Consider the following 25532-nt stretch of genomic DNA (forward strand, 5'->3'; position numbering starts at 1 on the left):
TCGGGGCGCTTTGTCCTGAATCAAGCACGAACCGGCATCGAATCGGCGATAATGGCGGTTTATTGCTTCACGCTTTTGCGGAATTTCGTTGCCATGTCTATCGTCAACATCGCTGCGTACAAGTTCGTCACGCTCGACGACATCGCGACCCTGCGTCCGGCCCTGCTCGAACGCTGCCAGGCGCTCGACCTGAAAGGCACCATCCTGCTCGCGCCGGAAGGCATCAACCTGTTCCTGGCGGGCGCGAGTGAGTCGATCGGCGCCTTCCTCACGGGACTGCGCGCCGACGCCCGCTTCACCGACCTCGAAGTCAAGGAAAGCCTCTCGGAGGACCAGCCGTTCCGCCGGATGCTGGTGCGTCAGAAAAAAGAAATCATCACCATGAAGATGCCGGTCATCAAGCCGGCAGACGGACGGGCACCGGGGGTCGATCCCGCCACGCTCAAGCGCTGGCTCGATGCGGGTCAGGACGACGAGGGCCGTCCGGTCGTGATGCTCGACACGCGTAACGACTTCGAAGTCGACGTGGGCACGTTCGATAACGCGGTCGATTACCGTCTCACCAAATTCTCGGAATTCCCTGACGTCATCGCCGCACATCGCGCAGACTTCGAGGGCAAGACCATCGTATCGTTCTGCACGGGCGGTATCCGTTGCGAGAAGGCTGCGATCTACATGCGCGACATCGGCCTCGAACATACGTATCAGCTCGACGGCGGCATCCTCAAGTATTTCGAAGACGTCGGCGGTGCGCACTATCAGGGCGACTGCTTCGTGTTCGATTACCGCACGGCGCTCACGCCGGAGCTGGCGCCGTCGACGACCAAACAGTGCTTTGCCTGCCGCGCCGTGGTGACGGCCGAGGATCAGCGCAGCCCCGATTACGTCGAAGGCCAACAGTGCCCGGCATGCGCGACGCCGGCCGACGCACCGGCGACCGGGGCAGCCTCTGCCACGTCGCTCGCGGCACCGTCGGCCTGAGCACGCGGGTGGCGCTCGCCTCGGTGCAGGGTGCGACGGTGCCCGCAGATGCTGCCGCCCATCCCCTCACCACTCACGACAGCACGCCGCCGGTAGCCCCTCGCTACCGCGGGCGTTTCGCGCCTTCGCCGACCGGGCCGCTGCATCGCGGCTCACTCGTCACCGCACTGGCCAGTTGGCTCGATGCGCGCGCGCACGACGGTATCTGGATCGTGCGCATGGAAGACCTCGACGAGCCACGATGCGTGCCCGGTGCGGCGGACGACATTCTCGATACCCTCTCGCGTCTCGGATTGCATTCGGACGAACCCATCGTCTGGCAAAGCCGTCGTCATGCGCTGTATGAGCAAGCGCTGGCCGACTTGACCGCGTGGGGACTCGTCTATCCGTGCGGGTGCACCCGTCGCGAAATTGCGGACTCGCTCACGCGCGTGCATGCGCGTCACAGCACACTGGCCTATCCGGGCACCTGCCGCGACGGCCTGCACGGCAAGACGGCGCGTGCGTGGCGTCTGCGCGTGCCCGATGCCGACGCCGCACGCATGCACTTCAACGATCGCTGGATGGGACCGCAGACGCAGGACCTGGCCACCGAAGTCGGGGATTTCGTCCTCAAACGGGCCGATGGGCAGTGGGCCTATCAACTCGCCGTCGTCGTCGACGATCAGTTGCAGGACATCACCGATATCGTGCGCGGCGCCGACCTGCTCGACTCGACGGCCCGTCAGATCTATCTGCAAGCCTGCCTGGGCGCTCCCACGCCACGCTACCTGCATGTTCCGCTCGTGATGGCCGACGACGGCGAGAAGCTGAGCAAGCAAAACGGCGCTGCCCCGCTGACACTCGATACGCCTGCGGCAATTCTCGCTGCGCTGAAAGCGGCAGCCGCCCATCTCGGCTTGCCTGCGGCGCTGAACGCCATCGCGCATCGCGACGATTTCTACGCAGCCGCGATACAGGTGTGGCGGGAACGGTTCGGCGGCTGAGCTCAGGGCGTTCCGGTAGCCGCGCTCGTCACTTCGGCCTTGCTTCTGCTGCAATTCGCGCACGGTGAGGGCGAATCGGATGCCCACACACGCGCCCATCGTCGACCTCGTCGCATCGCCGAAACGAAAAAAGCCAGCGCTCACACGCTGGCCTCTTCGTCACCACTACGTCAGTCAAACTGACGCGCGATATCCTCACATCCTCAGCTACCGGCCTTACGCGGGAACCCCGCCAGCAAGGCTGCCACCTGACGCTTCGGCGCTTTCTCGGCGGGCACACCAAAGGCGGTCGGCGCTGCGCTGTCGTGCGACGCGCGGCTATCGCGCTGCGAATCCCCTGCCGACGGCGACGGCTCATACGGCTTGTAGAAGAATTCGTCTTCCGGACGCACGCGCCGCGGCGCCGGGCTGCCGCCGCTGCGACCGGCACGCAGGCCGCCGTCGTGACGGCTATGACGATCGCCTCGCTCGCTGCGCTCCCCGCGATCACTGCGCTCGTATCGGTCACCGCGATCCTCACGTGAACGGCTGCGACGCTCCATCACCAGCTCGCCACGCTTGAGTTCGCGCTTGATCAGCTTTTCGATTTCCACGAGTTGCTTGCGCTCGTCCGGCGCGCACAGCGACAGCGCGACACCCGACGCACCGGCACGCCCCGTACGGCCGATCCGGTGCACATAATCTTCCGCGTTGTACGGCAGGTCGTAATTGATCACGCCCGGCAGATCGGAGATGTCCAGACCGCGAGCGGCCACGTCGGTCGCCACGAGCGCGCGAATTCCGCCCTGCTTGAACGCTTCGAGCGCCTGCATGCGCTCGTTCTGCGATTTGTCGCCGTGAATGGCCGCCGTCACGACACCGTCGCGCTCCAGCTGGCGCGCCAGACGGCTCGCGCCGATCTTGCTGTTCACGAACACGATGACCTGCTTGAGGTCGCGCTCGTTGAGAATCTGCACCACGGCGGCGCGCTTGTCGTCTTCATTCACTTCGTAGACGACCTGCTCGACCGTGTCGGCCGTCGCGTTGCGACGCGCCACTTCGATCGTGACCGGATTCGTGAGATAGCTCGATGCGAGCTTCTTGATGTCGTTGGAGAACGTGGCCGAGAACAGCAGCGTCTGGCGCTGCTTCGGCAGCAAATTCAGAATGCGCTGAAGATCGGGCAGGAAGCCCATGTCCAGCATGCGGTCGGCTTCGTCGAGCACCAGCATCTTCACCTGGCTCAGGTTCACCGTCTTCTGTTCGACGTGATCGAGCAGACGGCCCGGCGTGGCGATGAGGATTTCGACGCCGCGGCGCAGGGCATCCTTCTGCGGATTCATGTCGACGCCACCGAACACCACCGTGTTACGCAGCGGCGTGTGCGCCGCGTACGAGCGGACGTTGTCGGCCACCTGATCGGCGAGTTCGCGTGTCGGGGTGAGGATCAGCGCGCGCACCGGGTGACGGGCGGGCGATGCACTCGTGTTGGCGTCCGGAAGCAGGCGCTGGATGATCGGCAGCGAGAAGCTGGCGGTCTTGCCGGTCCCCGTTTGCGCGGCGCCCATGACGTCGCGGCCGGACAGCACGACCGGAATGGCCTGTGCCTGAATTGGCGTCGGCTGGGTGTAGCCCTGAGCGGCGATGGCCCGCAAGATGTCCGCATGCAGCCCAAAGCTATCGAAGCCGGGGATCGGAACAGCATTTACATCAGCCATGATGAAGGGACATCTCTTTTAAAAAAACGGGGGCCGCCACGCGGAAGGGTTTCCGCATCAAAGCTCACTCGCGAAGATTCAAGGGGCGCTGCGCGCCATGCTCGAGGCTGACGCGAGAGGGGTCTGTCGGGTGACAGATGCGTCGGGCGCAGCCGGACCAGGGTGGTCGTCAAGAAGCGAAACAGACGCAATTCTAGCACTTGCGCACGACCAACGTGTGACAACGGCCCTTGCCGGGCCGTTGTATGGGGGGTAACGAGGCGAAATCGGGCGCTCAGCGGCCCGCACCGGCGTTGGCGCTGCTGCCGTCGGACTTTCCCGGCTTGGCGCCAGGAACCGCCTTGCCCGCGCCGGCCTTGACCGAACCGGCCGCCTGCGCCGCACGCTGGCGATTGGCGTAGCGCTGCGCAAGCACCGCGCACACCATCAGTTGCATCTGATGGAACAGCATCAGCGGCAGCACGATGGCACCCAGCGGCCCGGTGGCGAACAGCACCTTGGCCATCGGGATACCGCTCGCGAGACTCTTCTTCGAACCGCAGAAGACGATGGTGATCTCGTCTTCACGCGAAAAACCAAGCCAGCGCGCCGAATACGTCGTGATGGCGAGCATGATCGCCAGAATCACCGCGCAGCAGCCCAGCAGCCCCAGCAACGCCAGCGGCGGGATCTGATGCCACAGCCCGGTATTCACCGCTTCGCTGAACGCGGTATAGACGACCAGCAGGATCGAGCCCTGATCGACGACCTTGAGCAGACCCCGGTTGCGCTCGACCCATTTGCCGATCGCCTTGCGCGAGAGCTGGCCCGCGATGAAAGGCACCAGCAGTTGCAGCATGATGTTGCCGATCGAGTCGAACGGCGACGCCCCGCCGCTGCCATCGTGATGCACCACGATCAGGCCGACGAGCACGGGCGTGATGAAAATGCCGAACAGGCTCGACGCCGACGCGCTGCACACGGCAGCCGGCACGTTGCCGCGCGCCATGGACGTGAAGGCAATGGCCGACTGCACCGTGGCGGGCAGCGTGCACAGAAAGAGGATGCCCAGATACAGCTCCGGGGTCACCATCCACGAGAGCGCGGGCTTGAGCGCCACGCCGATGATCGGGAAGATGACGAACGTGCTGGCGAACACCAGCAGATGCAGGCGCCAGTGCGTGGCACCGGCGAGCACCGCCTCACGCGAAAGCTTGGCGCCGTGCAGGAAGAACAATGCGGCAATCGCCACGTTGGTCAGCAGGTTGAAGGCAACTTCGCCCTCGCCATGCGCCGGCAGGAAGCTGGCCAGCGCAACGGTGGCGACCAGCATCAACGTGAAATTGTCGGGAAGGAAACGCGGTCTGGCCATCGTCTATCTCGAATACTCTCTCTCGAATACGTCTGAAATGACAAAGCCCGTCCGCCAGAACACGGGACGCGACGGCATGAGGGCCGTCAGCGAGGGCCATCGGCCCCCTCCAGCGAAGGAAGGAGGCGAAAAATGACCGGAAGTGTGCGCTCGCGCTACGGGTTTTTACGTATTAGAGCGCAAGGGTAGTTAAAATACAAATTCATTTAAAAATTTTATTCATACCAAAAACGCATGAACATCTCGCTCCGGCAGCTCAAAGTGTTCCTCGCAGTGGCCGAGCACGGCAGTTTCAGCCGGGCTGGCGAGGATATCGGCCTGACGCAGCCCGCCGTGAGCCGCTGTATTCGGGAGTTGGAGCAAGAACTCGGACTCAAACTGGTCGACCGCACCACCCGGGAGGTCACCCTGACCGAAGTGGGCGCTAGCCTCTCGGCCACGCTCGCCCGGGTGCTCGACGAGCTGGAGAGCGCCCTGCGCGACACCCACGGACTCGCCGAGGAGCGGCGGGGCCGGGTGCGAGTCGCCAGCGCCCCGACGATCTCTGCCAACCTCATGCCCGAATGCATCTCCGCCTGCGCAGCCCGCTATCCGGACATCACGCTCATGTTGCGCGATCAGGTGCAGACGCTGGCGACCGACAGCGTCCGGCACGGGGAAGTGGACTTCGGAGTGATCGTCGCCTCGGAGGGCACGGAAGATCTGGTCGGCGAACCCATCATGGTCGAGCCGTTTCTCGTGGTGTGCGACCGCTCACATCGCTTCGCGAAGCAAACCGAGGTGACGTGGAAGGAACTCAATGGTGAGAAGCTGGTGCTGCTGGACTATGCGTCCGGCAGCCGTCCGCTGATCGACCGGGCGCTGGCCGAGCATGGCGCTTACTGCCAGATCGCGCAGGAAGTCGGGCATGCGATTACCGTCTTCCGGATGGTCGAAGCCGGAATCGGCATCAGCATCATGCCCGCGCTGGCGCTGCCCACCATGCCTGGACTTCAGGAGCCGAGCAGCCGCCTCGTCGCCCTGCCGCTCACGCCGCAGATCGACCGCACCATCATGCTCGTGCGCAGAAAAAACCGCACCCTCTCGCCCGCCGCCCAGTCCGTCTGGGAGCTGATCCAGCAGATCACGGCCGCCCACCGCCCGTCGAACGCCCCACCGAAAACAAAGTAAGTGAGCGTTTGCTACAATACGAGCGCGTCGACTCCCCCCGAAAGTGCGTGACTTAGCGAACGGGCGTCAGCCTGCCCCGCCATCGTGCCTCGACGCCATGCCCGCGCCCTGCGGGCATTGTGTTTCCGGTACGGCGTCATGGACTTGCTCATCAAATACTTCAGTCCGCTGTGGCTTTTCCACGCGGCGGCCGATCTGTCGTTCTGGCAGCGGCATCAACTCGACGCGCGTATGCGGATCGTGAGCCGCTTCATGTGGCGCTACGTCATGCGATGGTGTGTCGTGAGCGCTACGCTGCTCGTGCCGGCCGCCGTGATGGCCCATGGCCTCGCGGCAACGGGCCTCGCGCTGGCCGGTGGCTTGTCGGCGAGCGTCACGGTGCTGATGGCCGCGCTGGCGCTCGGCTGCCTCATCGGCTCACGCCTGCGTTAAGACCTGCATTAAGACCTGCCTCTTACACTGAATCAAAGCCCGCGGCGTCGGCTAAGGGTTTCGTCACGTGCGTCGACTATGATGGAACGGCTTGCCTCGCGCGCCAGACGGTCCGCGACGCCAGCGCCTCTTGACCCCCTTAGGAGATTCACATGGCCAACGCCAAGATCCTGGTGGTGTTCTATAGCATGTACGGGCACATCTACAAGATGGCCGAAGCGGTTGCCGAAGGCGCGCGTAGCGTCGCCAGTACCGACGTCACGCTCATGCAAGTCCCTGAACTCGTACCCGACGACGTGCTCGAGAAGAGCGGCGCCAAAGCCGCGCGCGCAGCGTTTGCGAACGTGCCCGTCGCCCGCGTCGATCAACTGGCCGATTACGACGCGATCGTCTTCGGCACGCCGACACGCTTCGGCAACATGACCGCACAGATGCGCAACTTCCTCGACCAGACCGGGGGCCTGTGGGCGAAGGGCGCGCTCGTCGGTAAAGTCGGCAGCGTATTCGCCAGCACGGCCACGCAGCACGGCGGGCAGGAAACGACGATTACCAGTTTCCATACCACCCTGCTCCACCACGGCATGGTGATCGTCGGGGTGCCCTACACCGAGCCCGGGCTGACCAACATGGCAGAGATCACCGGCGGTACGCCTTACGGCGCCACGACACTCGCCGCTGGCGACGGCTCCCGACAACCCAGCGAGAACGAACTGAAGATCGCGAAGACACAAGGCCGTCACGTCGCGGAAATCGCCGCCGCCCTCAAACACGGGCGCGCGCTCTGATCCACCGGCGCCGTCAGTCGCGAGACACTTGTCGACAAGACTAGCGGCGCCATCGCACCGCCACGAACATCCCATCGCGATCGCGCGGACGCCCGGCATTGCCGACACGCCGCGCGACCTTCACGGCATCACGCTCAGATCAGCTTCATGTCCTTGAGCACATTGCGCACGATGCGGGCGCGCTTCGGTGCGTCGGCGTCGCCGCCCATATCGATGTTCATCGCGATCATCGTGAGATTGCCGTCGCGCTCCAGCCAGCCGACCCACCAGCCGATGTCCGGCTTCTTGTCGACAAACCAGCCGGTCTTGCCGTGCAACACATAGTCGGCGTTCGCTTCAACGATCGAAATCTGCCGCACGATGTCCTGCGTGCGAGCGGAGAACGGCAGCGTGCCGCGCGCCAGCTTTTGCAGGAAGTCGACCTGCTCACGCGCCGAAATCTGCAAACTGTCGTCGATCCAGTAGGCGTCGGCCGCACGACCGATCGTGTGATTGCCGTAACCCACGGCAGCGAGCTTCGCCAGTGCGTATTCGCGCGGGATCCTGTGCGACACCACCTGATAGCACGGCAGACACGACACACGGAATGCGGTGCGCAAATCCATCGCGGCACTCCACGCCTTGACGCGACGGGGCTTGCCGTCCCAGGGAATCATCTCGCGTTCGTTGTCCAGCGCGCCCGATTCGAGGGCGAGCAAACTGTTGAATATCTTGTACGTCGACGCCGGCGACACACGACGCTCGGCACGCGCCGCATCGAACGCCTGATAGGTCTGCGTCTTGCCGTCGAGCACGATGATCGTGCCCTTGACGTTCTCGGCTGCGAAGAATTTGCCCCAATCGGCACGCTCGGTGATACGCACGGGCGCCGATCCGGCGACCTTGGCGGCCTCGGCGGCATGCGCCGGGGCAACGAGCATCGTGGGGGAGACAAGCGCAGAGGCCAGCCGCAATACGAACGCGACACGCCGCCAGCGAGAAATTATTTTTTTCATTTCGTTATCCTGATTGGATGAATGACACACACGTTGTCGATGGTGCTGGCCGGGCACCGCATTTCGAAAGCGTTTGCAGCTTAGTGGGCGTTTCGTCAGATGCAAAGTACCGCTACCGTAACCGACGTAACCGCCGTATCATCGGCACGCCCCTCTGTGTATTTCCGAGGAACTCGCGGAGCCCCTCCGCCCCCGGAGCGAATCGATTTCTCTCGACGCCATGTCCGACATGCCTGCGCCGCCGCGCGCTTCTGACACTGCTTCCGACACCGCTTCCGGTGCACCGCCGCATGCCCCGCTTGTCGTGCGACTCGACACGCCGCAAAAGGTCGACGGTCAGCCCGTGCGCTATCAGAGCCTCTGGCTGCTGATGCGCGTCTACTACGCGGCGCTATACGAAAACACCGCGGTCTCGCTCGCTTCGCTGAAGATCCGCTTCGGTCATGCGGCCATCGCGGGCGATCTGCGCATGCTCATCAGCCGGGCGTTTTCGGATTTTGCGCGATGGGGCATCGCTGTCGGCTGGGGTGACGACCGTCACATGGACGTCCGTCTGCTGCCCACCCGGGGGCGCGGCAAAGGCCCCTTCTGGCTCGCGACACACGAGATGTCGCGTCTCGTGGTCATGATCGGCGACACCGCGCCCGACGATTCGCGTCGCGCCATTGCCACCTTCCTCGGGTTGCCGCAAGGCGCCGTCCCCGACACGCAGTCGCCCGCCCTCGATTACGTCATGCAGGACATCGCGTTCTGGCATCACCTGACGCTGGGCAAACGCGACATGCAGGACGGCGTGTTCTTCGCGCCGCCTCAAATGTCGTCGCCCGGCGAAGCCAGACGGCAACGCACCGGGGCGATTCCGTCGTTCCATGCCGCACAGGTCTGCGCGGTGGACGACGTGCAACGCGGCATTGCCCTGCTCGCGGAGACGATCGTGTGGCGCCGCATGGGAGATGCCACGCGCACGAAACAGTCACTCGCTACGCTCGCCGCAACGTTCGGCGCCCATCAGACTGGCTCGCCGACGTTACGCGCCATGCACTGGATCGTGCAGGCGTGGCAAGCGTACGCATTGCGCGACGAAGCCGGCGCGTTCGCCCATTTGCAGCGCATCAGCGACGACGCTTCGCTTGCCCCCTGCCTGCTCTACAACCCCCGCATCCGCTTCGAAAGCCGCAATCTCCAGGCGCTGTTGTACAAGTCGCATGCCGCACGCAACGGTCCGCTGCCTGCGCGTGCCCAATCGGCCGCCGACGCCCTCGCCGCCTTCTCCGACGCCCTGCAAGCCGCCTTCGAAGCCGACTCCATCGAACTGGCACAGCACGTGGCCGCCAACATCGGTCTGTCGCTCTGGCTGTTCTGGCAAGGCGCGCTCATCGACCCCGGCAGACGACTGGCCGCCGCCGAGGTGCAGCGTCAGGCATTGCGCTGGATCGGCCTGTCGGAGTGGATATGCGACCGTTTCGGCGTCGGCGGGAACTCCGTCTGGAATACCGTCTTCCTGTTACGCATCGCGCGCGGCGCGGTGCCGGTGCGGCGCGACCCCGATCTGAAGACGCTACGGGCGAGCACACCGCTCGCGGTCGACGCGTTTCTCGACGCCGTGCAACCGTTCGGCGCGCCATTCTCGCGGGCCAAGGGGTTCCTGCGCTGGACCGACGTCGTCATGACCACGCTGGCCGACCATGAGGAGGGACGCGTGCGTTTCGAGCCATTGCAACTCGCGAATCTGTGGTTCGAGATGCTGTGGTTTGCGCTGCACCAGGACGGCGACTCGCCTCAGGCGTTGCATGCGGCCCACTCACTGGGACGTGTCATGCCGATGCTGCCGCCACCGGACCGGCGTTTTTTCCGTGACGCGCTCCGTCTGATGCCGCGCGAATTCCAGCGGGAAGTGCGTCTGGCGCAGTAGCGCGGACATCGGCACGTGTTGATCGCCGTTGGCAAAACTTGAACGATTTTCCCGATCCTGACACCGATCGTCCCGACGAGATGACGAGCGCTGGGCGACCCGCCGCATGCGGCGTTGCAGCAATGCGCCGTTCACGTTTTTCGGGACACGTCGCGCTTGTGTTGGCCGGGTATGTCGGTGTATCGTTGCCGCAAAGCTAAGCGCAGGGGTCCTGCAACGTGAGTTGTGGGTGAGAAATACCCTTAGAACCTGATCTGGATAATGCCAGCGCAGGGAGCGTAGAAATTCCTCGCCCCCGTTCATGCTCCTGAGCCGCTTTGCGCCGAATTAGTCGGCGTCAACACGTGCCCCGCCAGGAGACATTGCATGAACGCCAATCCGAAGTTCCTCTCAGCCAACGCGCGCGTGGACGAAGCCGCGATCGCTCCGCTGCCCAATTCCCGCAAGATCTACGTAGAAGGCTCGCGTCCGGACATTCAGGTCCCGATGCGCGAAATCTCGCAATCCGACACGCCGACCAGCTTCGGCGGCGAGAAGAACCCGCCGATCTACGTCTACGACACCTCGGGCCCGTACACCGACCCGAATGCCCGCATCGACATCCGCTCGGGTCTGCCGGCGCTGCGCGCCAAGTGGATCGAAGAGCGTAACGACACCGAATCGCTGCCGGGCCTGTCCTCGGCCTACGGTCGCGAGCGCGCCGACGACAGCGCGACCGCAGACCTGCGCTTCCCCGGCCTGCATCGCACGCCGCGCCGCGCCAAGGCCGGCAAGAACGTGACGCAGATGCACTACGCGCGTCAGGGCATCATCACGCCCGAGATGGAATACATCGCCATCCGCGAAAACCTGCGCCGTCAGGAATACATCGAGAGCGTGCGCGCTGCCGGCCCGCAAGGCGAGCGTCTGGCCAAGCTGCTCTCGCGCCAGCACCCGGGGCAACACTTCGGCGCGAGCATTCCCGCCGAAATTACGCCGGAATTCGTGCGCGAGGAAATCGCCCGCGGCCGTGCCATCATCCCGAACAATATCAACCACCCGGAATCCGAGCCGATGATCATCGGCCGCAACTTCCTCGTGAAGATCAACGCGAACATCGGCAACTCGGCCGTGACGTCGTCGATCGGCGAAGAAGTGGACAAGATGACGTGGGCCATCCGCTGGGGCGGCGACACGGTCATGGATCTGTCGACCGGCAAGCACATTCACGAAACGCGTGAGTGGATCCTGCGTAACAGCCCGGTGCCCATCGGCACGGTGCCGATCTATCAGGCGTTGGAAAAGGTAAACGGCAAGGCCGAAGACCTGACGTGGGAAATGTTCCGCGACACGCTCATCGAGCAGGCCGAGCAAGGCGTCGACTACTTCACGATCCACGCCGGTGTACGCCTCGCGTACGTGCCGATGACCGCCAACCGCATGACGGGTATCGTCAGCCGCGGCGGCTCGATCATGGCCAAGTGGTGCCTCGCACACCACAAGGAAAGCTTCCTGTACACGCACTTCGAAGAGATCTGCGAAATCATGAAGGCGTACGACGTCGCGTTCTCGCTGGGCGATGGTCTGCGTCCCGGCTCGATCTACGACGCCAACGACGAAGCGCAACTCTCCGAACTCAAGACGCTGGGCGAACTCACGCAAATCGCGTGGAAGCATGACGTCCAGGTGATGATCGAAGGCCCGGGTCACGTGCCGATGCAGCTCATCAAGGAGAACATGGATCTCCAGCTCGAGTACTGCGACGAAGCCCCGTTCTACACGCTCGGACCGCTGACCACGGACATCGCTCCGGGTTACGACCACATCACGTCGGGCATCGGCGCCGCCACTATCGGCTGGTACGGCACGGCCATGCTGTGCTACGTCACGCCGAAGGAACACCTCGGCTTGCCGAACAAGGACGACGTGAAGGAAGGCATCATCACGTACAAGCTCGCTGCGCACGCCGCCGACCTGGCCAAGGGTCACCCCGGCTCGCAGATTCGCGACAACGCGCTCTCGAAGGCACGTTTCGAATTCCGTTGGGAAGACCAGTTCAACCTCGGTCTCGATCCGGACAAGGCGCGTGAATTCCACGACGAGACGCTGCCGAAGGACTCCGCCAAGGTGGCGCACTTCTGCTCGATGTGCGGACCGCACTTCTGCTCGATGAAAATCACGCAGGACGTGCGCGACTACGCCGCCAAGCAGGGCATCACCGACGAAGCCGCCCTCAAGCAAGGGATGGAAGTGAAGGCGGTCGAGTTCGTGAAGAGCGGTGCGGAGATCTATCGCCGCACCTGATGCCGGCACTCGCTGTTCGTTGAACGCAAAACGCGCCCGGAGATTCCGGGCGCGTTTTTTATTGACGTGGCACTTTGCGATGGTGACGACGGCGGCGTATGACACCGGTCGATGTTCGCGTCAGATCACACGCCCTCAGCCGCTGACGGGCGCACGGCTCGTCGCTTCGGCCGGCAGCGTCGGAATACCGCGCATCGTCAGTTGGTTACGCAAGCGCTGCGTGGCGATGTGAGGCGCCGTCGACGACAGCGACGTCGCCAATGCCGTGAACGCCTTGGTGTTGGTGGCTGGCAGCGCCGCCGCGTCGACGACTTCCACGTGGCGCATGTCCCAGTGACGCTCGCCCAGTTGCTCGATGCCCAATGCCAGCTTGACCCACTCATCGGTGCCGAGCCCCACGGTCGCGGGCAGGTCGCCACGCACGAATGCCTGATGCATCGGCAAACCGTCGGAGAACCCTACGCGGAGCATCCATTCGGTGCTCTCGGGTGCCGGTAGCAGGCGCCCACCGGCCTGCAATCTCTCGTTCAGACCCGCGATGAACCTCTCCGGTGGAGTATTCATCAGGCATGCGGTCGTCCACTCCTTCTTGCCCGCCAGCGACGGCTTTCCCGTCCAGCGACGCGCGGTGTCCGCCACCGTCTTCGTCACATCCGCCCGGCTCGGGTCGAAAGGCACCGTGCCGTTTCGGCCGTCCGTGCCGAGCAGCGAACCGTTCACGATGTCACGACAGATCTGCGCACGCTCGCTGCGTCCGTCCGGCATGACGACCGGGTGATTGCGGCCTTCGAGCGAGGCGACGCGAGTGTTGACGTTCTGCGAACTCGCGCAGACGTGCAGCGTTGCCAGCGATGCAGCGGACAAGACCGGTTGTGCGACGCGCGGCGCCTCGAACAAGGATCTGGCGTACGACACATCTTCCACATCGACACTGTCGACATCGGCCGGTGACGTCAGAAACGCACCGAACAGCGCTTCACCAGAGGCGTCGCTCTCCGACGATGCCGATGAGGCCGAGGCAAACACCGCCTGGAAATCCGTCCTGGCCTCGCTGCCTGCATCGTTGGCACGACCGGACACCTCACCGCTCGGCGAGGGCCGAAGTACGCGCCACGGGTGCGCAGGCGCCTGAGCGCGGGCGCTGGCCGTATTCATCTCTTTGGCAACATTGACGATCCGGATCAGCGGCATTCCGCCCGCGTCGACCATCCCGGCATCGGGATTCAGGGCAACGGGTGCGAGAAAGGCAAGGCCGCCGACACCGGGCGGTTGATTCAAGGGCTGCATACCGAAAGTCATCGAGAAATCCTTTGAAAGAAGGAAAAGGAAGCGTCGCGGCTTGTCCCCGCGGCTCCGGCACCGGTTCGACACGACATTGAAGCGGCAATGAGGCGGTATCGAAGCGGCATCCACGATGCCCGAACGATCGTTCGGGAATTGTCGGTTCTGTACACTGGGTCTCACAGCTCGTGCACGCGACCGTCCAGGAGTGGACAGCGTTTGCGGCCTGCGCGCGTCCGGCACGCCAGGCACGCGCTGTCGAAGTGCCCCGAAGTTATGGCATGCTATCGGACAGCGGTGCAGCCGACGCGGCTGACGCGGCACGTCGATACGGCGTCTCCAGCTCCCGAAGGCATCTCAAAATGATGGCCGGCAGGCCTTGTTTTGAAATGTCTCCCTGCTCTCCGGACTTACTCCCGTGCGAAACGGTCCGGCCTGCGTCGCGGCGATGTACCCGCACTCGCACTTACAGGGATAACAATATGAGTGGTTACGGATTTCTTTTCAGTATTCTCTTGCTGGTGCTGGCAAGCGCCTTCTTTTCCGCTTCCGAAATTTCACTGACGGCCGCCAAGCGCACCAAACTCCAGGTGCTCATGGAAAAGGGCGACGAGCAGGCCGTCAAGGTGCTTGCGCTCAAGGAGCAGCCCGGTAACTTCTTCACCGTCGTGCAGATCGGCGTGAACGCCGTCGCCGTGCTCGGCGGGGTGCTCGGTGAGAGCTTCCTTACCGGCTATCTGTTCGAATGGCTCAGCCCGTTCACCGATCAGGCACTGGCGCTGCGACTGGCCGGCATCGGCTCCTTCCTCTTCATCACGATCGCCTTCATTCAGTTTGCCGACCTGATTCCCAAGCGGCTCGCCATGGTGAACCCCGAGCGCGTGGCGATGGCCATCATCGACCCGATGCTGTTCTGCCTGAAGGTGCTGCGCCCGCTCGTCTATCTCTTCAACGGCGTCGCAAACCTGTTTCTGCGCATGTTCAAGCTGCCGACGCATGCCATCGACAACATCACGTCGGAGGACATTGCCGCCATGGTCGGCGCGGGCGCTCAGGCCGGCGTGTTGCGCAAGCAGGAACTGCATTTGATCGAGAACGTTTTCGAACTCGAATCGCGCACCGTCGGCTCGGTCATGACCTTCCGCGACGACGTGGTGTACTTCACCATCGCCGAGGACGAGCGCAGCATCCGTCAGAAAATCACCGAAAGCCCGCATTCCAAGTATCTCGTTTGCCGCGATGAGATCGACAACGTGCTCGGGTATGTCGACTCGAAGGATCTGCTCCAGCGCATTGCCAGTGAAGATCTGTCGAGCGTGATCCGGAATCTCGATCGCCTCTACGCGAAAAAGCTGCTGGTGATTCCCGATACGCTCAACCTCTCTGAAGCGCTTGCGCGCTTCAAGGAGACCCGGGAAGGCTTTGCCGTCATCATCAACGAGTACGGTCTGGTCGTTGGCGTCGTCACGCTCAACGACATCGTCGGTGCGCTCATGGGCGATGTCGTTCACCCGGCCGACGAAGATCAGATCGTGCAGCGCGACGAACACTCGTGGCTCGTCGACGGCGTCACGTCGGTTGAAGACGTGAAAAAGGCCCTCGATATCGATGAGCTTCCCGGCGAAGGCGAGTTCGAGACCATCGCGGGATTCATGATCTATCAGCTCAAGCGCATTCCGAAGAAGTCGGAAGCTACCGAAGCGGCGGGTTACAAATTCGAAGTGGTCGACATCGACAATTACAAGATCGACCAGTTGCTCGTGACCCGAATCGGTGCGGTGGCCGAAGCGGCTATCGCGGCCGCGAAGCTGGCGGCAAGTCAGGGGAATCCGGCATCGCCGCCGAACCCGTCGGACCCGGAGAACCCGGCTAATTCGTCGACGGATCGGACATCGTAGCCATCACCTCCGTCAAACGGTCGGTCAGACCGCCATCGCGCTGCGTCGGCCGTGCGATGGCCGACGCGATCACTTGCCACGGCGCATACAGCCACGCCTCCCGGCGCGCACGCGTCACACCGGTGTAGACCAGCTCTCTCGACAATACCCGGCTCGCCTGCTCCGGCAGCACGATCGCGACCCGCTCGAACTCGGAGCCCTGCGACTTGTGAATAGTCATGGCAAATGCCGTCTCATGCGCCGGCAGACTGGCAGGTGAGTACAGACGATACCCGCCGTCAGGCGTGGCAAACGCGACGCGCAACGTGCCTGACGGTCCGAGCGGCAACGCAATGCCGATGTCGCCATTGAACAGGTTCAGCGCGTACTCGTTCTGTGTCACCAGCACCGGACGCCCCGCAAACCATGCCCCTCCGCCGGCGCCAAGTGCTACGCCTGCGCGTCGTGCCAACAGCGCGGTCAATTGCGCACCGAGAAATTCGACGCCCCGACGCCCGCCACGCGTCGCGCACAGCACCCGGAATCGGCCGAAAGCGGCGAAGACCGGTTGCGCCACCATCGCGATGTCAGCCGATGCCGCCGCCGCCGGGTCGCCGAGTTGTTCGATGGTATCGACGGCCCGGGCGAGCGCGTCGAGGTATTCGGCGTAACCATCGGCCAAGGCGTTCAGATGGGGCGCGGACAACTGGATACCACCGTCTTCGCTCAGTCGCACCCGGTCAACCGCAGTGGCGTCGGGCGATCCGCCTTCGTTCGAAGGCTCTCGTTCGCTGTCGCCAACGGAAAGCGCCTTGCGCGCGTCGATGACCTTCCCCGTCTTGATCGCCGTCGCCAACCGGCCAATCGCAGAATGCGCCCCAAAGCGATAGGTGCGCTCCAGCCAGACGACGGTGTCTTCGAGTCCGCTGGCTGCACGCACGCGGGCGGTGGCTGCCGTGCCCACGGTGGCAGCAGCAGCGGCTTGGGTGGCCGCCGTAGCGACGGCGCGTTTGGGGCCTGTACCGGCCGCAAGGGTTGGCGTTGTGGCTGGGGCTGCAGCCAGGGCCACACCACCCGCACCGAGCGCCAGCGGGCCAGAGCGGGGCAAATCCTCGGCAGGCCAGTCGAGTGCCGACAGCAGATGCGCCCGCATGTCGGGTGAAAACGCTCGCTGTGCGCTCAGTTCCCCGAACACCGCCCCCGCTTCAACGGCTGCCAGTTGATCCTTATCCCCGAGCAGAATCAGACGCGCGCCGTCCGGCACGGCTTCGAGCAATGCCGTCGCCATCGACAAATCGATCATCGATGCCTCGTCCACCACGATCAGGTCATAGGGCAGCGGATTGCCGGCATGGTGACGGAAGCGCCGTCCGACTTGCTCGGCGGACTCAGGAAGTACGCCGAGGAGCCGATGCAACGTGAGCGCCGCTTCGGGCAGGGCCAGACGTACGGTGTCGGGCAAGTCCTGACGCGCCGTCAGCGCTTCCTGCATGCGCTGTGCCGCCTTTCCGGTCGGGGCGGCAAGCGCCACGCGCAAGTTGGCATCACGTTCGAGCAAGCACGCCAGCAGACCCACAACCGTGGTCGTCTTCCCGGTTCCCGGGCCACCACTGAGCACGACCAGCGAGCGCTGCAAAGCCAATGCTGCCGCCGCCATCTGCCAGTTCGGCTCTCGCTCGCCATCCGGTGAGCGCAGAACGCCATCACGGAAATAGCGCCGTAAGCGCTTTCGGTCTTCGTCGGTAATCGCTGTCGTCGACGCATCGGCCGTCGACGTCATCGACAGCTTGCGCCCGAGCGCCGCTGCCAGTCGCGCTTCGTAGCCGTAGTAGCGCGCCAGATACAGACGATCGTGATCGTCGAGCAGCAGCGGAAAGGCATCCGCCTGCGCATCCGTCGTCAACGCGCGCGCGAGGCTGGCCGGCGCACACAGGCCACTCGCGAAGAGTGCGTCGCGCCAGACGGACAGCGAGGGCGCATCGCCGGGGAACAGTTCACCACTCGCCTGTCCATCGAGCAGGTTGCCGAGGGGCACGCACACATGCCCCTCCGACGTGGCGAGGCTGACTTCCAGCGCGGCTCGCCGCACGTAACGGCACGTCACTTCGTCTGCACCGTTGCCGCGTGCGAGCAATCCCATGCGGCGAGCGAAACCCTGCGCCAGTCGCACGACGCCACTGTCGGCCAGCGGCGCACCGGACGCGTCGCCGGTATGACGTCTATCCGTCATTCGCCCTCCCCATCGATGGCGGCGACATCTTCGCCTGCCGGGCCATCGCTGCGGGCATTGAGCGAGAGTGCTTCGGCAAGCGCGGTGTTCTCGCCCGCCGCGAAGAGCCCGTCAAGCGCGTCGACCATTTCGCGCGACGGCTTGTCGAAAAACACGCCCGGAACGTCGTCGCCGGCGAGATGCGCGCTGGCCCAGTCGGGACGCACGCCCCGCACGAAGAGATAAAGACTGCCGCCCATGTCGCGTTCGTAGTCGTAGTCCGGCAGACGACGCTGCAAGAAGCGGTGCAGCGCCAGCGTATAGAGCAAATACTGAAGGTGATAACCGTGCTCGGCCATGGCTTCGCGCAATCCTTCAGTGCCGTAGTTTTCCGGCGCGGTGCCGAGATAGTTCGACTTCCAGTCGAGAATCCACCACTGTCCGCCATGGCGGAACACCAGATCGATGAAGCCTTTGAGATAACCGCGCAGGACGGTGGCGTCGAGCGGCAGATCGGGATAGCCGAATTGACGCAACAGCCCTCGCAATGCGTCGAGCGACACCGCATCCGCCGGGTACGTAAACTCCATTTCCGTGAGGCGCTCCGTCAACGCGACGTCCGCCAGTTGCATACCGGGCCGCAATGGCGTCACCAGCGTGTCGGACAGCATGTTCATCATCATGGCGCGCCAGGCGTCGTTCTGTTCAGCCCCGCGCCCCGGGGGACGCTCACGCAGCGCCCTCGACACCGCGTGCGGCCATTGCACACGCGACTGGAAGTCGGCCAGTTCGAACACGCGGTGCAAACTCTCCCCGGCGGCAGGCCCGCGCGGGAAACGCAGAATGTCGTCGGCCGGCGGCCACGCGTCGTCCCCCTCCGGCGGCAGCGCGAAACTCGGCCCGGCATTGGCCTGAGCATCGTAGTCGGGACGGGTGCGCTCCGGCGCACTCAGTTGCCCGCCGCCCAACTGCGGCCCCGTGTGCATGCCGGCCAGGAGGCCGGAGAAGCTACCGATACGCCAGACTTCGCGCAGCGCACGCGTGCTCGTGCGCGTCGTCAGCTCGGGCGGCGTGTCGTGCACGATGCGTGTATCGTTCGCCAGCGCGTCGCCGACCGGCAGCGGCACGACATCGAGCGGTCCGCCAACGAGCGCCTTCCATGCGCTCCGGATTGTCTCGACACGTTCGTCGGCATCGACCGACGAGGAAATCCACGCATCGAACGCGATGCCCTGACCCGCCGCGAGCCAGTTAAGCATGCCGCCACACGCCTCCTTCACGCTGCGTCGGGACGAATAGATCCCCGCCGCGAGATAGCAACGGTACACCGCACGCGTCAGTGCCACGTACAGAAGACGCGCCTGCTCAGCCGACTGCTCCTGACGCAGCGCCGCCGTCGCGGGTGATCCTTTCGCTGCGGCATCGGTGAAATCGATGACGGCCGTGGCGCCGTCGTGATACTCCAGCCCGTCCAGACCGCCACCATCGCGCACGGCGCCGTCCCAGAGGAACGGACAGAACACGACGCCATACTCCAGCCCCTTCGACTTGTGAACGGTCACGATCTGCACCAGATTCTGGTCCGACTCCAGACGCAACTGCGCCTCTTCGCCACCGCTGGCGCTGCGTTGCGACGCCAGCCAGCGCAGCAACGCCGGCATGCCCGGCTGCTCGGCCCAGCGAGCCTGTGCGAGTTCGGCCAGATGCATGAAGTTCGTCAATCGCCGTTCGCCGCCCGCTTGCGCCACCAGTCGTGCTGCCAATCCCAATTCCCGCATGAGCGTGCGCCACATCGCGGAAAAACCGCGATCGATCCACAACTGACGGTAACGCTGGAGACGCTCGATCCAGGCAATCGCCTCTGCATCGGACGCCTCGCTCGTCTGCATGCGATAAAGCGCAGTGGCGTCCAGACCGAAGAGTTCCGTTGCCAGCGCAGCGCGCAGTGCTCGCACATCGCCCGGCGCTTCCACTGCCCGCAGCACGCGTAATAGCGTCTCCGCTTCCTCGCTTGCGAATACCGAATCCTGCGTCAGCTCTACACTGCCCACCGCGTGCTCGGCCAGCATGGCTTTCATGAGCGCGCCCTGACGATGGGTCTGGACGATGACCGCAATATCACCCGGCGCGAGTGGCTTGTCGCCGACAAGCACGTCACGGCGCGACGCTCCCGCCAGCAGTCGAGCCACCTCGGCCGCCGTCGCCCTCGCACAGGCCTGTTGCGCCTCATCTTTCGACAGCGGCTCGTCGTCGTCCGGCAACCACCAGACCGTGAAGTCGGCCACGTCGCGCACGTCCGACAATGGCGGGCGACGGCGCGCCCCTGGCCGTACCGGCGGATACTCAAGGCCGTCGAGCACGAATGCACGATCGTTGGCACCGAATAGACGGTTGCCGGCATCGATGATGGCGGGTGTGGAGCGCTGGTTGACGGCAAGCGTATATGCCGCGTCCGCATTCTTCCGGGCCGCCAGATAGGTATGCAGATCCGCCGCCCGGAAACTGTAGATGGCCTGCTTCGGATCGCCGACCATGAACATTGGGCCACGGTGCGCCTCGTCCGAAGCCACCTCATCATCGGTCGGCGATGGCTGGCCATACACCGTACTGAAGATCGCAAACTGCAGGGGATCGGTATCCTGGAATTCGTCGATCAGGGCACAGGGGTACCGCTCGCGCAAAGCTTGTGCGAGATCGGGATGCTGCTGCAAGGCACGCGCGATATTGCCCAGCAGGTCATCGAACGAAACGACTCGCAACTCCCGCTTGCGCAGCGCAAGTTGCTCGGGTGCCTCCGCTAACCAGTCACGAAGGATTCGCAGCCATTGCATCTCGTAACGTTCGTCGGCATCGGCTCGCGCCTGCACAAGCGCGTCCGCCATGTCGAAGAAACGGTGATTCGGTGGCGTCTCACCTTTCTTGATGTCTTTGGCGAGACGTGTCGTGGTCAGCAACTCGGCCTTGGCCCCCAGTAGCGCTCCGGCATCGCGTGCGCCAAGGTAGCGTTGCCACGCCGAGACGGCCTGCGGCAGCGATGTCTCGTTGTAGATGTTCTTTTTGTATGACGGCAATGCCCGACGCATGAGGTCGGCAATCATCGAGGCCTCGGCTTCCCAGCAATCGCGAGCCGCCGAATAGGTCGTCAGTAACGCTGAAGGTGCGGACGTTTGCGCCTCCTGCACATCACTCGGAGGGCTCGGATGACCCAAATCGCGCTGAACCGCTTCGGGCCAACGCAACTCCGACATCGGCTTCTTCAGGCGACGCGCCAACTGATCGGTGAGCGTGCCAGGCGAGCGCTTCCGGTCGACGAGCCACGCAGCAAAGCTGTCGTCCTGCGCGGCCAACGGCTCCACGACACGCCGCCAGAACTCCACCGCCAGATCGTGCCGCACACCGTTGTCGTCCGGCACGAGTTCATAGGCAAACGGCAGGCCTGCAGCGAACGGCACTTCCGCGAGCGCACGTTGGCAGAAGCCGTGAATCGTGTGAATCGATGCCTGATCGAAACCGCGCAACGCCCTTTGCAGGCATTCGCGAATCGCCTTTACCGACATGTCGCCGCGCTCGATCAGGCCGGCGATCATGACGTTGAATAGCGGATCGTCGCTCGCATCCGGGTCGAAATCGGGGAAGTCATCGGCGTCGTCCGCGTCGCTCACGTCGCCTTCATCACCGTCGTCGCCGAGCACGGGTGCGATCGCCGCGACGAGTCCCGCCAGACGTCCTCGAATGCGCTCGCGCAACTCTGCCGTCGCCGCATTCGTAAAGGTCACCACGAGAATCTGCTCGACGCTGAGCTGCTTTTCCAGCAGCAGACGAACGTAGAGCGCACAGATGTTCCAGGTCTTGCCGGTGCCGGCGGACGCTTCAATCAGGCAGATGCCGTCGAGATCGCAGCCGAAAACGTCGAGATCGATGAGCTGAGTCATGCGCCCTCCACGAGTTCAAGGTGCTGCACCAGCGGGCCGAACATCGTGTTCGCAAGCAAATCGAAAGGAGACGCGAGAGGATCTTCCACGCCTCGCCAGATCAGCTTGGTATAAGGATCATCGGCATCCCCGCGCGCGAATGCGGACCCTTGCCATGCGCTTTGCGCATCCGCCGGTTTGCCGGTGCTCGCGAGCTTCCAGGCACTACGGACGAAAAACGGCAACGGACGCGTCTGTCCGAGACGGTACAACCCGATCCACTGCGCGAGCAAGGTCACCGCATCGTCCACCGGCCGCAACGCGAAAGTCTCGTCTTCGCCGTACCAGAGGGTTCTGGCCGCGATATCTTGTCCCGCATGCTCGGGCTGTTGCAGATGAGCGCATAGCGCAAGGTGTGCGAGCCACGCCGCCAGCAGGTCGCTCGGACGCATGCTGCCGTAGCGATACATCACCAGCCCATGACGCGACACGGGCGCGAGGCGGCCCTGTAGCAGACATTCGGCAGACAACGTCGCGTCACCATGCCAGATAGCATCCGTCGATGCCGTCCAGGCAGGCGGCAACGCTGGCGTCATAGGCAGCGTCACGAGCAATTCCTGCGTGCCTTCGGCTTGCGCCTCCCTCACCTGCGCCGCCAGCGAGCGTAGGCCGCCCAGCTCCCGCCGACGCCAAACTGCGCCCGTCGCCCCGCCAGGCAACTCATGGCTCACGCTCGCGATACGGTCAATCGCTTCTGCCTGCATGCGTGCATCCCCGCTACCATCGCGTAGCAGGCGCGGCAACAGTCGCGCGGCAAGCGCGTCACGCCCGGCCCAATCGAGCACGAACGGCTCCTCGTCCTCGACCTCCGTCAGCATTTCGTTGAGCGACAGACCCAGGCGGTCGCGTGCCCAGGCGCGCCCGGGATGACGCCAGAAGCGCAGCAGATCGTCCAGCGTCAGATGTGTCTGCGCGACGGCTGGCAATGACTCCCGCACGAACGGTGCCGCCAGCGCCTCCGGTGCCGGCGACGCCAGTTGATCGGCCAATTGCTGCGCCGCCTCGCCATTCGATACGTCGTAGCTGTATAGCGACGCAGCATGACCATCGAAATAGGCAGGTGAGAACGGTTGCAACGGATGCAGCACGATCAGGCGCTCGCGCGCCTCGCGTTGTTCGTCCAGACCGAAGCCTTGCGACACCGGCGCCAGCAATTGCCCCGTGAAGTCGAGCAACTCGTCTACGGCCGTCGACGGCGGCAACGGGGCATTATCCCGCACGCTTCGTCCCGTGTAAGTGATCAGGAAACGATCCTGCGCGCTGAGCATCAGGTCGAGGAACAGATTGCGCTCGTCGTCGCGTCGCTGGCGGTCGCCGCGCTGCGGTAATGCCCGCATCAGATCGAACTCGTCGGCACGCACCCGGCCCGGCAGCACGCCGTCGTCCATGCCGATCATGCAGACGACGCGATAAGGCAGCAGACGCAAGCTCGGAATCGCCGCAAACGTCACCCGGCCCGACGGCACACCACCGCGTGTCGGGTCGTCGAGCGCGTCGGCCAGCACGCGCGCCACCACATCCACCGGCACACGCACCTCGGGGGCGCCGTCGGCAATCGCCGAGCCGATTTGTTCGATCGCCATGCGGACCTCCGCGACATCGTCGGCGAACCGTGGCTCATCGGAGAAAAACTGCTCCAGCATCCCCAGTAGCTGATCGCGCCACGCCAACCCGGTACGTTCGTTTTGCAGCGCAACTGCCGTCATGTCGAGATCGTCGATCAGGCGCGCCAGTTGTCCAAGCAACTCGGCGCGCCCCCCTTCGATACCGCCGACCGGGAGCCAATCGTCGACCGGCATCGCGTCGTCGGGTAGCGCATAGCCGAGGAACAGCCGCATCATGGCGTCGCCCAGCGTGTGACGCTCCAACGCCGGCGCGGCCTCTGCCCCCGGGGTACGGTCCACACCGGTCCCGTCAAGGCGTAGCAAGGCGTCCCCGCGCCACCCGCGACGCGCTCCCGCCGCATGCAGCCAGTTCTGAATCGCATCGAGCACATTACCGCCGAGATCGTAGCGTTGCGCCACGGCCTCTGTGCGAGCGAGCTCCACCAGACTGGACGCCGCCACGCGCTGCTGCGGCAACGCCAGAATCGAGGCAAAGGCGCGCGCGACCGGATTGGTTCGCGTCGGCGGCAACCCCGTCACCAGATAGGGGATGCGAGGCGTTGCCGTACCGAACACCGCGTCGATAAGCGGCGCTGCGCGCCCCAGATCCGGCACGGTAATCAGCACATCGTCCGGACGCAGGTCGGGAATTTCATCGAAGCACGCCAGCAAGCGGTCGTGCAGCACTTCGATCTGCCGGGCCAGACTGTGACAGACATGCACCTGCACCGAGCCGTCGGCGTCGACACCGTCCGGCGCGCCGTGACGACCGTCATCCAGCGAGAGAATGCCGTTTTGCAACGCTGCCAGCAGTGTCGGCGCGGGATTCGACTGAAACAGCGCCCGATCCTCCACCGCCTGGGGTGCAAGGTCGGCATACAACGCGTCGATGTGCGATTGCGTCTGACGGCCCCATTCAGCCAACAATGGATGGCCCACCTCGCGATGTGCCGCGCCATCTCGCCGGGTCAGATAGGAAAGCCGCGACGGCGGCACGATATCGAACCAGTAGCTCTCGCAGGGATTGAGCACATAAAGATGCACGTCGATCAGACGGGACATGGCCTTGAGCAACGCCATCGACAACGGCGGCATCGACGACAGCGCAAATACCGAGACACGCGAAGGCCACCCGGCGGGGAGGGTCTCCGGCGTCAGTTGCTCGATCCGGTCGATGGCACGCAGCGTAGGATGACGCTCACGGATATCGAGGTGCGCGAGCACCTGCCGCCACAAGGCGCTTTGCCAAACCTCATCGGCCCGTTGCACATCGCCCCAGGTCTCTGCCGCCCCCGGCAGGATCGCTTCACCGGATTGCCAGCGTTCCAGCCAGCCAGGCCGGTAAGTCAGATACTGATCGTAGATATGGGCGAGCCGGTCCGCCAGTTCGAAGCGCATGACATCGTCTGCGCCAGACAGATAACCCGCCAGCCGTGGCGATGTCTGCACCCACGGCTGCGCCAGACACTGGTACAGCGGCCAGACCAGCCGGTCAGGCGCGAACGGCGAACTCTCGGGCACCGTCAACAGCTTGCCCGCCATATCCCACAGCCACTGGGCGAGATAGGTCAGGCGAACGTTCGCACACACGCCGAAGACATCCGCATAGTCCAGTTCGAGCCGGCGGCGCACGGCCACGCTTGGCACGACGATGGTTTCCGTCTCGAAGGGGTCGACCGGTCCCGTCGAAGCGCCGGGCGCTTGTGCGAGATCGCGCAGCAGCGCGGCTTCGAGCGTAGTGAACCGGTTGGAGAAGAATAGATGGAGCATGCGGGCGTGGCGGCTTAGCGAGTCTGTTCGCAAGCATAGCAAATGCCCCATGGCAAAGCCCATCGGACAGATCCGAAAGCTTGCCCCGCCATGGGTGTCGGCCACCGGGCAGGTGCGGCAGGCCACGTCCGCGCGCCGCGTGTAACCGGCGGTATCCCCACTTCGCGGCACGCAGGGCTTCGGCTAGACTCTCACTGCGCCGCGCCCTACCCGTCGCGCGGCCGGCTT

At 64.3% G+C, this 25532-nt stretch carries 15 protein-coding genes and 1 riboswitch; of the genes, 8 read left to right on the top strand and 7 right to left on the bottom strand.

From position 1 onward, the window contains the following. Window positions 1–93: 93 nt before the first annotated feature. Both PCA20602_RS00655 and gluQRS read left to right on the top strand, forming a co-directional pair. The gene (locus PCA20602_RS00655) at window positions 94–981 is read left to right on the top strand and encodes a sulfurtransferase (protein ID WP_150719546.1); all 888 of its coding nucleotides are present in this window, start codon (window positions 94–96) and stop codon (window positions 979–981) included. After that, entirely contained in the window at window positions 909–1967 is a 1059-nt protein-coding gene (gluQRS, locus tag PCA20602_RS00660; protein WP_150719547.1) for a tRNA glutamyl-Q(34) synthetase GluQRS, read from the top strand. Before PCA20602_RS00655 ends, gluQRS begins: the two co-directional genes overlap by 73 nt. A gap of 203 nt (window positions 1968–2170) precedes the next feature. Here gluQRS and PCA20602_RS00665 read toward each other — a convergent pair whose 3' ends face one another. After that, the gene (locus PCA20602_RS00665) at window positions 2171–3664 is read right to left on the bottom strand and encodes a DEAD/DEAH box helicase (RefSeq protein ID WP_150719548.1); all 1494 of its coding nucleotides are present in this window, start codon (window positions 3662–3664) and stop codon (window positions 2171–2173) included. Between the two features lie 274 nt (window positions 3665–3938). Further along, a complete protein-coding gene (locus PCA20602_RS00670; protein WP_150719549.1) occupies window positions 3939–5015 on the bottom strand; it encodes a bile acid:sodium symporter family protein in 1077 nt (358 codons plus the stop codon). 234 nt (window positions 5016–5249) lie between these two features. Between PCA20602_RS00670 and PCA20602_RS00675 the strand changes: the two genes are divergently transcribed. The 3 genes from PCA20602_RS00675 (at window position 5250) to wrbA (ending at window position 7402) form a co-directional block, all read left to right on the top strand. Further along, window positions 5250–6185: a LysR family transcriptional regulator gene (locus PCA20602_RS00675; RefSeq protein WP_150719550.1), complete on the top strand. Its 936-nt coding sequence runs from the start codon at window positions 5250–5252 to the stop codon at window positions 6183–6185. 138 nt (window positions 6186–6323) lie between these two features. Continuing rightward, entirely contained in the window at window positions 6324–6617 is a 294-nt protein-coding gene (locus PCA20602_RS00680) for a hypothetical protein (protein WP_069341604.1), read from the top strand. Window positions 6618–6769: 152 nt separating this feature from the next. Then, window positions 6770–7402 carry an NAD(P)H:quinone oxidoreductase gene (gene wrbA / locus PCA20602_RS00685; RefSeq protein ID WP_150719551.1) on the top strand — a complete coding sequence of 211 codons (633 nt, stop codon included), beginning with the start codon at window positions 6770–6772 and terminating at the stop codon, window positions 7400–7402. A 134-nt stretch (window positions 7403–7536) separates the two neighbouring features. On the opposite strand, the gene blaOXA is transcribed toward wrbA, so the two are convergent. Further along, on the bottom strand, window positions 7537–8397 hold the full coding sequence (blaOXA, locus tag PCA20602_RS00690) for an OXA-62 family carbapenem-hydrolyzing class D beta-lactamase (RefSeq protein WP_150719552.1): 861 nt from the start codon (window positions 8395–8397) through the stop codon (window positions 7537–7539). A gap of 220 nt (window positions 8398–8617) precedes the next feature. On the opposite strand from blaOXA, the gene PCA20602_RS00695 reads away from it, so the two are divergent. Continuing rightward, complete coding sequence (locus tag PCA20602_RS00695; RefSeq protein ID WP_150719553.1) at window positions 8618–10309, top strand: hypothetical protein; 1692 nt, start codon at window positions 8618–8620, stop codon at window positions 10307–10309. A 194-nt stretch (window positions 10310–10503) separates the two neighbouring features. Further along, a riboswitch (TPP riboswitch) is annotated at window positions 10504–10602 on the top strand. A gap of 73 nt (window positions 10603–10675) precedes the next feature. Beyond that, window positions 10676–12592, top strand: a complete 1917-nt coding sequence (gene thiC, locus PCA20602_RS00700; protein WP_150719554.1) for a phosphomethylpyrimidine synthase ThiC — start codon at window positions 10676–10678, stop codon at window positions 12590–12592. Window positions 12593–12727: 135 nt separating this feature from the next. On the opposite strand, the gene PCA20602_RS00705 is transcribed toward thiC, so the two are convergent. Further along, entirely contained in the window at window positions 12728–13879 is a 1152-nt protein-coding gene (locus PCA20602_RS00705; RefSeq protein ID WP_174980682.1) for a hypothetical protein, read from the bottom strand. A gap of 476 nt (window positions 13880–14355) precedes the next feature. Here PCA20602_RS00705 and paeA point away from each other — a divergent pair, with 476 nt between their 5' ends. Beyond that, window positions 14356–15771 carry a polyamine export protein PaeA gene (gene paeA / locus PCA20602_RS00710; protein WP_150719556.1) on the top strand — a complete coding sequence of 472 codons (1416 nt, stop codon included), beginning with the start codon at window positions 14356–14358 and terminating at the stop codon, window positions 15769–15771. Here paeA and PCA20602_RS00715 read toward each other — a convergent pair. The 3 genes from PCA20602_RS00715 to recC are packed head-to-tail and all read right to left on the bottom strand — an operon-like array spanning window position 15743 to window position 25304. Then, window positions 15743–17980 (bottom strand): AAA family ATPase, encoded by a 2238-nt coding sequence (locus tag PCA20602_RS00715; RefSeq protein ID WP_150719557.1) that lies wholly within the window; start codon window positions 17978–17980, stop codon window positions 15743–15745. The two genes, paeA and PCA20602_RS00715, sit on opposite strands and share 29 nt — an antisense overlap. Further along, entirely contained in the window at window positions 17977–21891 is a 3915-nt protein-coding gene (gene recB / locus PCA20602_RS00720) for an exodeoxyribonuclease V subunit beta (protein WP_150719558.1), read from the bottom strand. The genes PCA20602_RS00715 and recB overlap by 4 nt, the downstream gene beginning before the upstream one ends. Continuing rightward, complete coding sequence (gene recC, locus PCA20602_RS00725) at window positions 21888–25304, bottom strand: exodeoxyribonuclease V subunit gamma (RefSeq protein ID WP_150719559.1); 3417 nt, start codon at window positions 25302–25304, stop codon at window positions 21888–21890. The genes recB and recC overlap by 4 nt, the downstream gene beginning before the upstream one ends. Window positions 25305–25532: the final 228 nt, after the last annotated feature.

This window comes from Pandoraea capi (assembly GCF_902459735.1).
Classification (GTDB): Bacteria; Pseudomonadota; Gammaproteobacteria; order Burkholderiales; family Burkholderiaceae; genus Pandoraea; species Pandoraea capi.

Excerpts from the sequence above, each read along its gene's own strand:
- PCA20602_RS00670 (WP_150719549.1), bottom strand. The coding sequence starts at position 5,015 with ATGGCCAGACCGCGTTTCCTTCCCGACAATTTCACGTTGATGCTGGTC.
- gluQRS (WP_150719547.1), top strand. The coding sequence starts at position 909 with ATGCGCGACGCCGGCCGACGCACCGGCGACCGGGGCAGCCTCTGCCAC.
- recB (WP_150719558.1), bottom strand. The coding sequence starts at position 21,891 with ATGACTCAGCTCATCGATCTCGACGTTTTCGGCTGCGATCTCGACGGC.
- PCA20602_RS00715 (WP_150719557.1), bottom strand. The coding sequence starts at position 17,980 with ATGACGGATAGACGTCATACCGGCGACGCGTCCGGTGCGCCGCTGGCC.
- PCA20602_RS00680 (WP_069341604.1), top strand. The coding sequence starts at position 6,324 with ATGGACTTGCTCATCAAATACTTCAGTCCGCTGTGGCTTTTCCACGCG.
- PCA20602_RS00695 (WP_150719553.1), top strand. The coding sequence starts at position 8,618 with ATGTCCGACATGCCTGCGCCGCCGCGCGCTTCTGACACTGCTTCCGAC.
- paeA (WP_150719556.1), top strand. The coding sequence starts at position 14,356 with ATGAGTGGTTACGGATTTCTTTTCAGTATTCTCTTGCTGGTGCTGGCA.
- PCA20602_RS00655 (WP_150719546.1), top strand. The coding sequence starts at position 94 with ATGTCTATCGTCAACATCGCTGCGTACAAGTTCGTCACGCTCGACGAC.
- PCA20602_RS00665 (WP_150719548.1), bottom strand. The coding sequence starts at position 3,664 with ATGGCTGATGTAAATGCTGTTCCGATCCCCGGCTTCGATAGCTTTGGG.
- wrbA (WP_150719551.1), top strand. The coding sequence starts at position 6,770 with ATGGCCAACGCCAAGATCCTGGTGGTGTTCTATAGCATGTACGGGCAC.
- blaOXA (WP_150719552.1), bottom strand. The coding sequence starts at position 8,397 with ATGAAAAAAATAATTTCTCGCTGGCGGCGTGTCGCGTTCGTATTGCGG.
- PCA20602_RS00675 (WP_150719550.1), top strand. The coding sequence starts at position 5,250 with ATGAACATCTCGCTCCGGCAGCTCAAAGTGTTCCTCGCAGTGGCCGAG.
- recC (WP_150719559.1), bottom strand. The coding sequence starts at position 25,304 with ATGCTCCATCTATTCTTCTCCAACCGGTTCACTACGCTCGAAGCCGCG.
- thiC (WP_150719554.1), top strand. The coding sequence starts at position 10,676 with ATGAACGCCAATCCGAAGTTCCTCTCAGCCAACGCGCGCGTGGACGAA.
- PCA20602_RS00705 (WP_174980682.1), bottom strand. The coding sequence starts at position 13,879 with ATGCAGCCCTTGAATCAACCGCCCGGTGTCGGCGGCCTTGCCTTTCTC.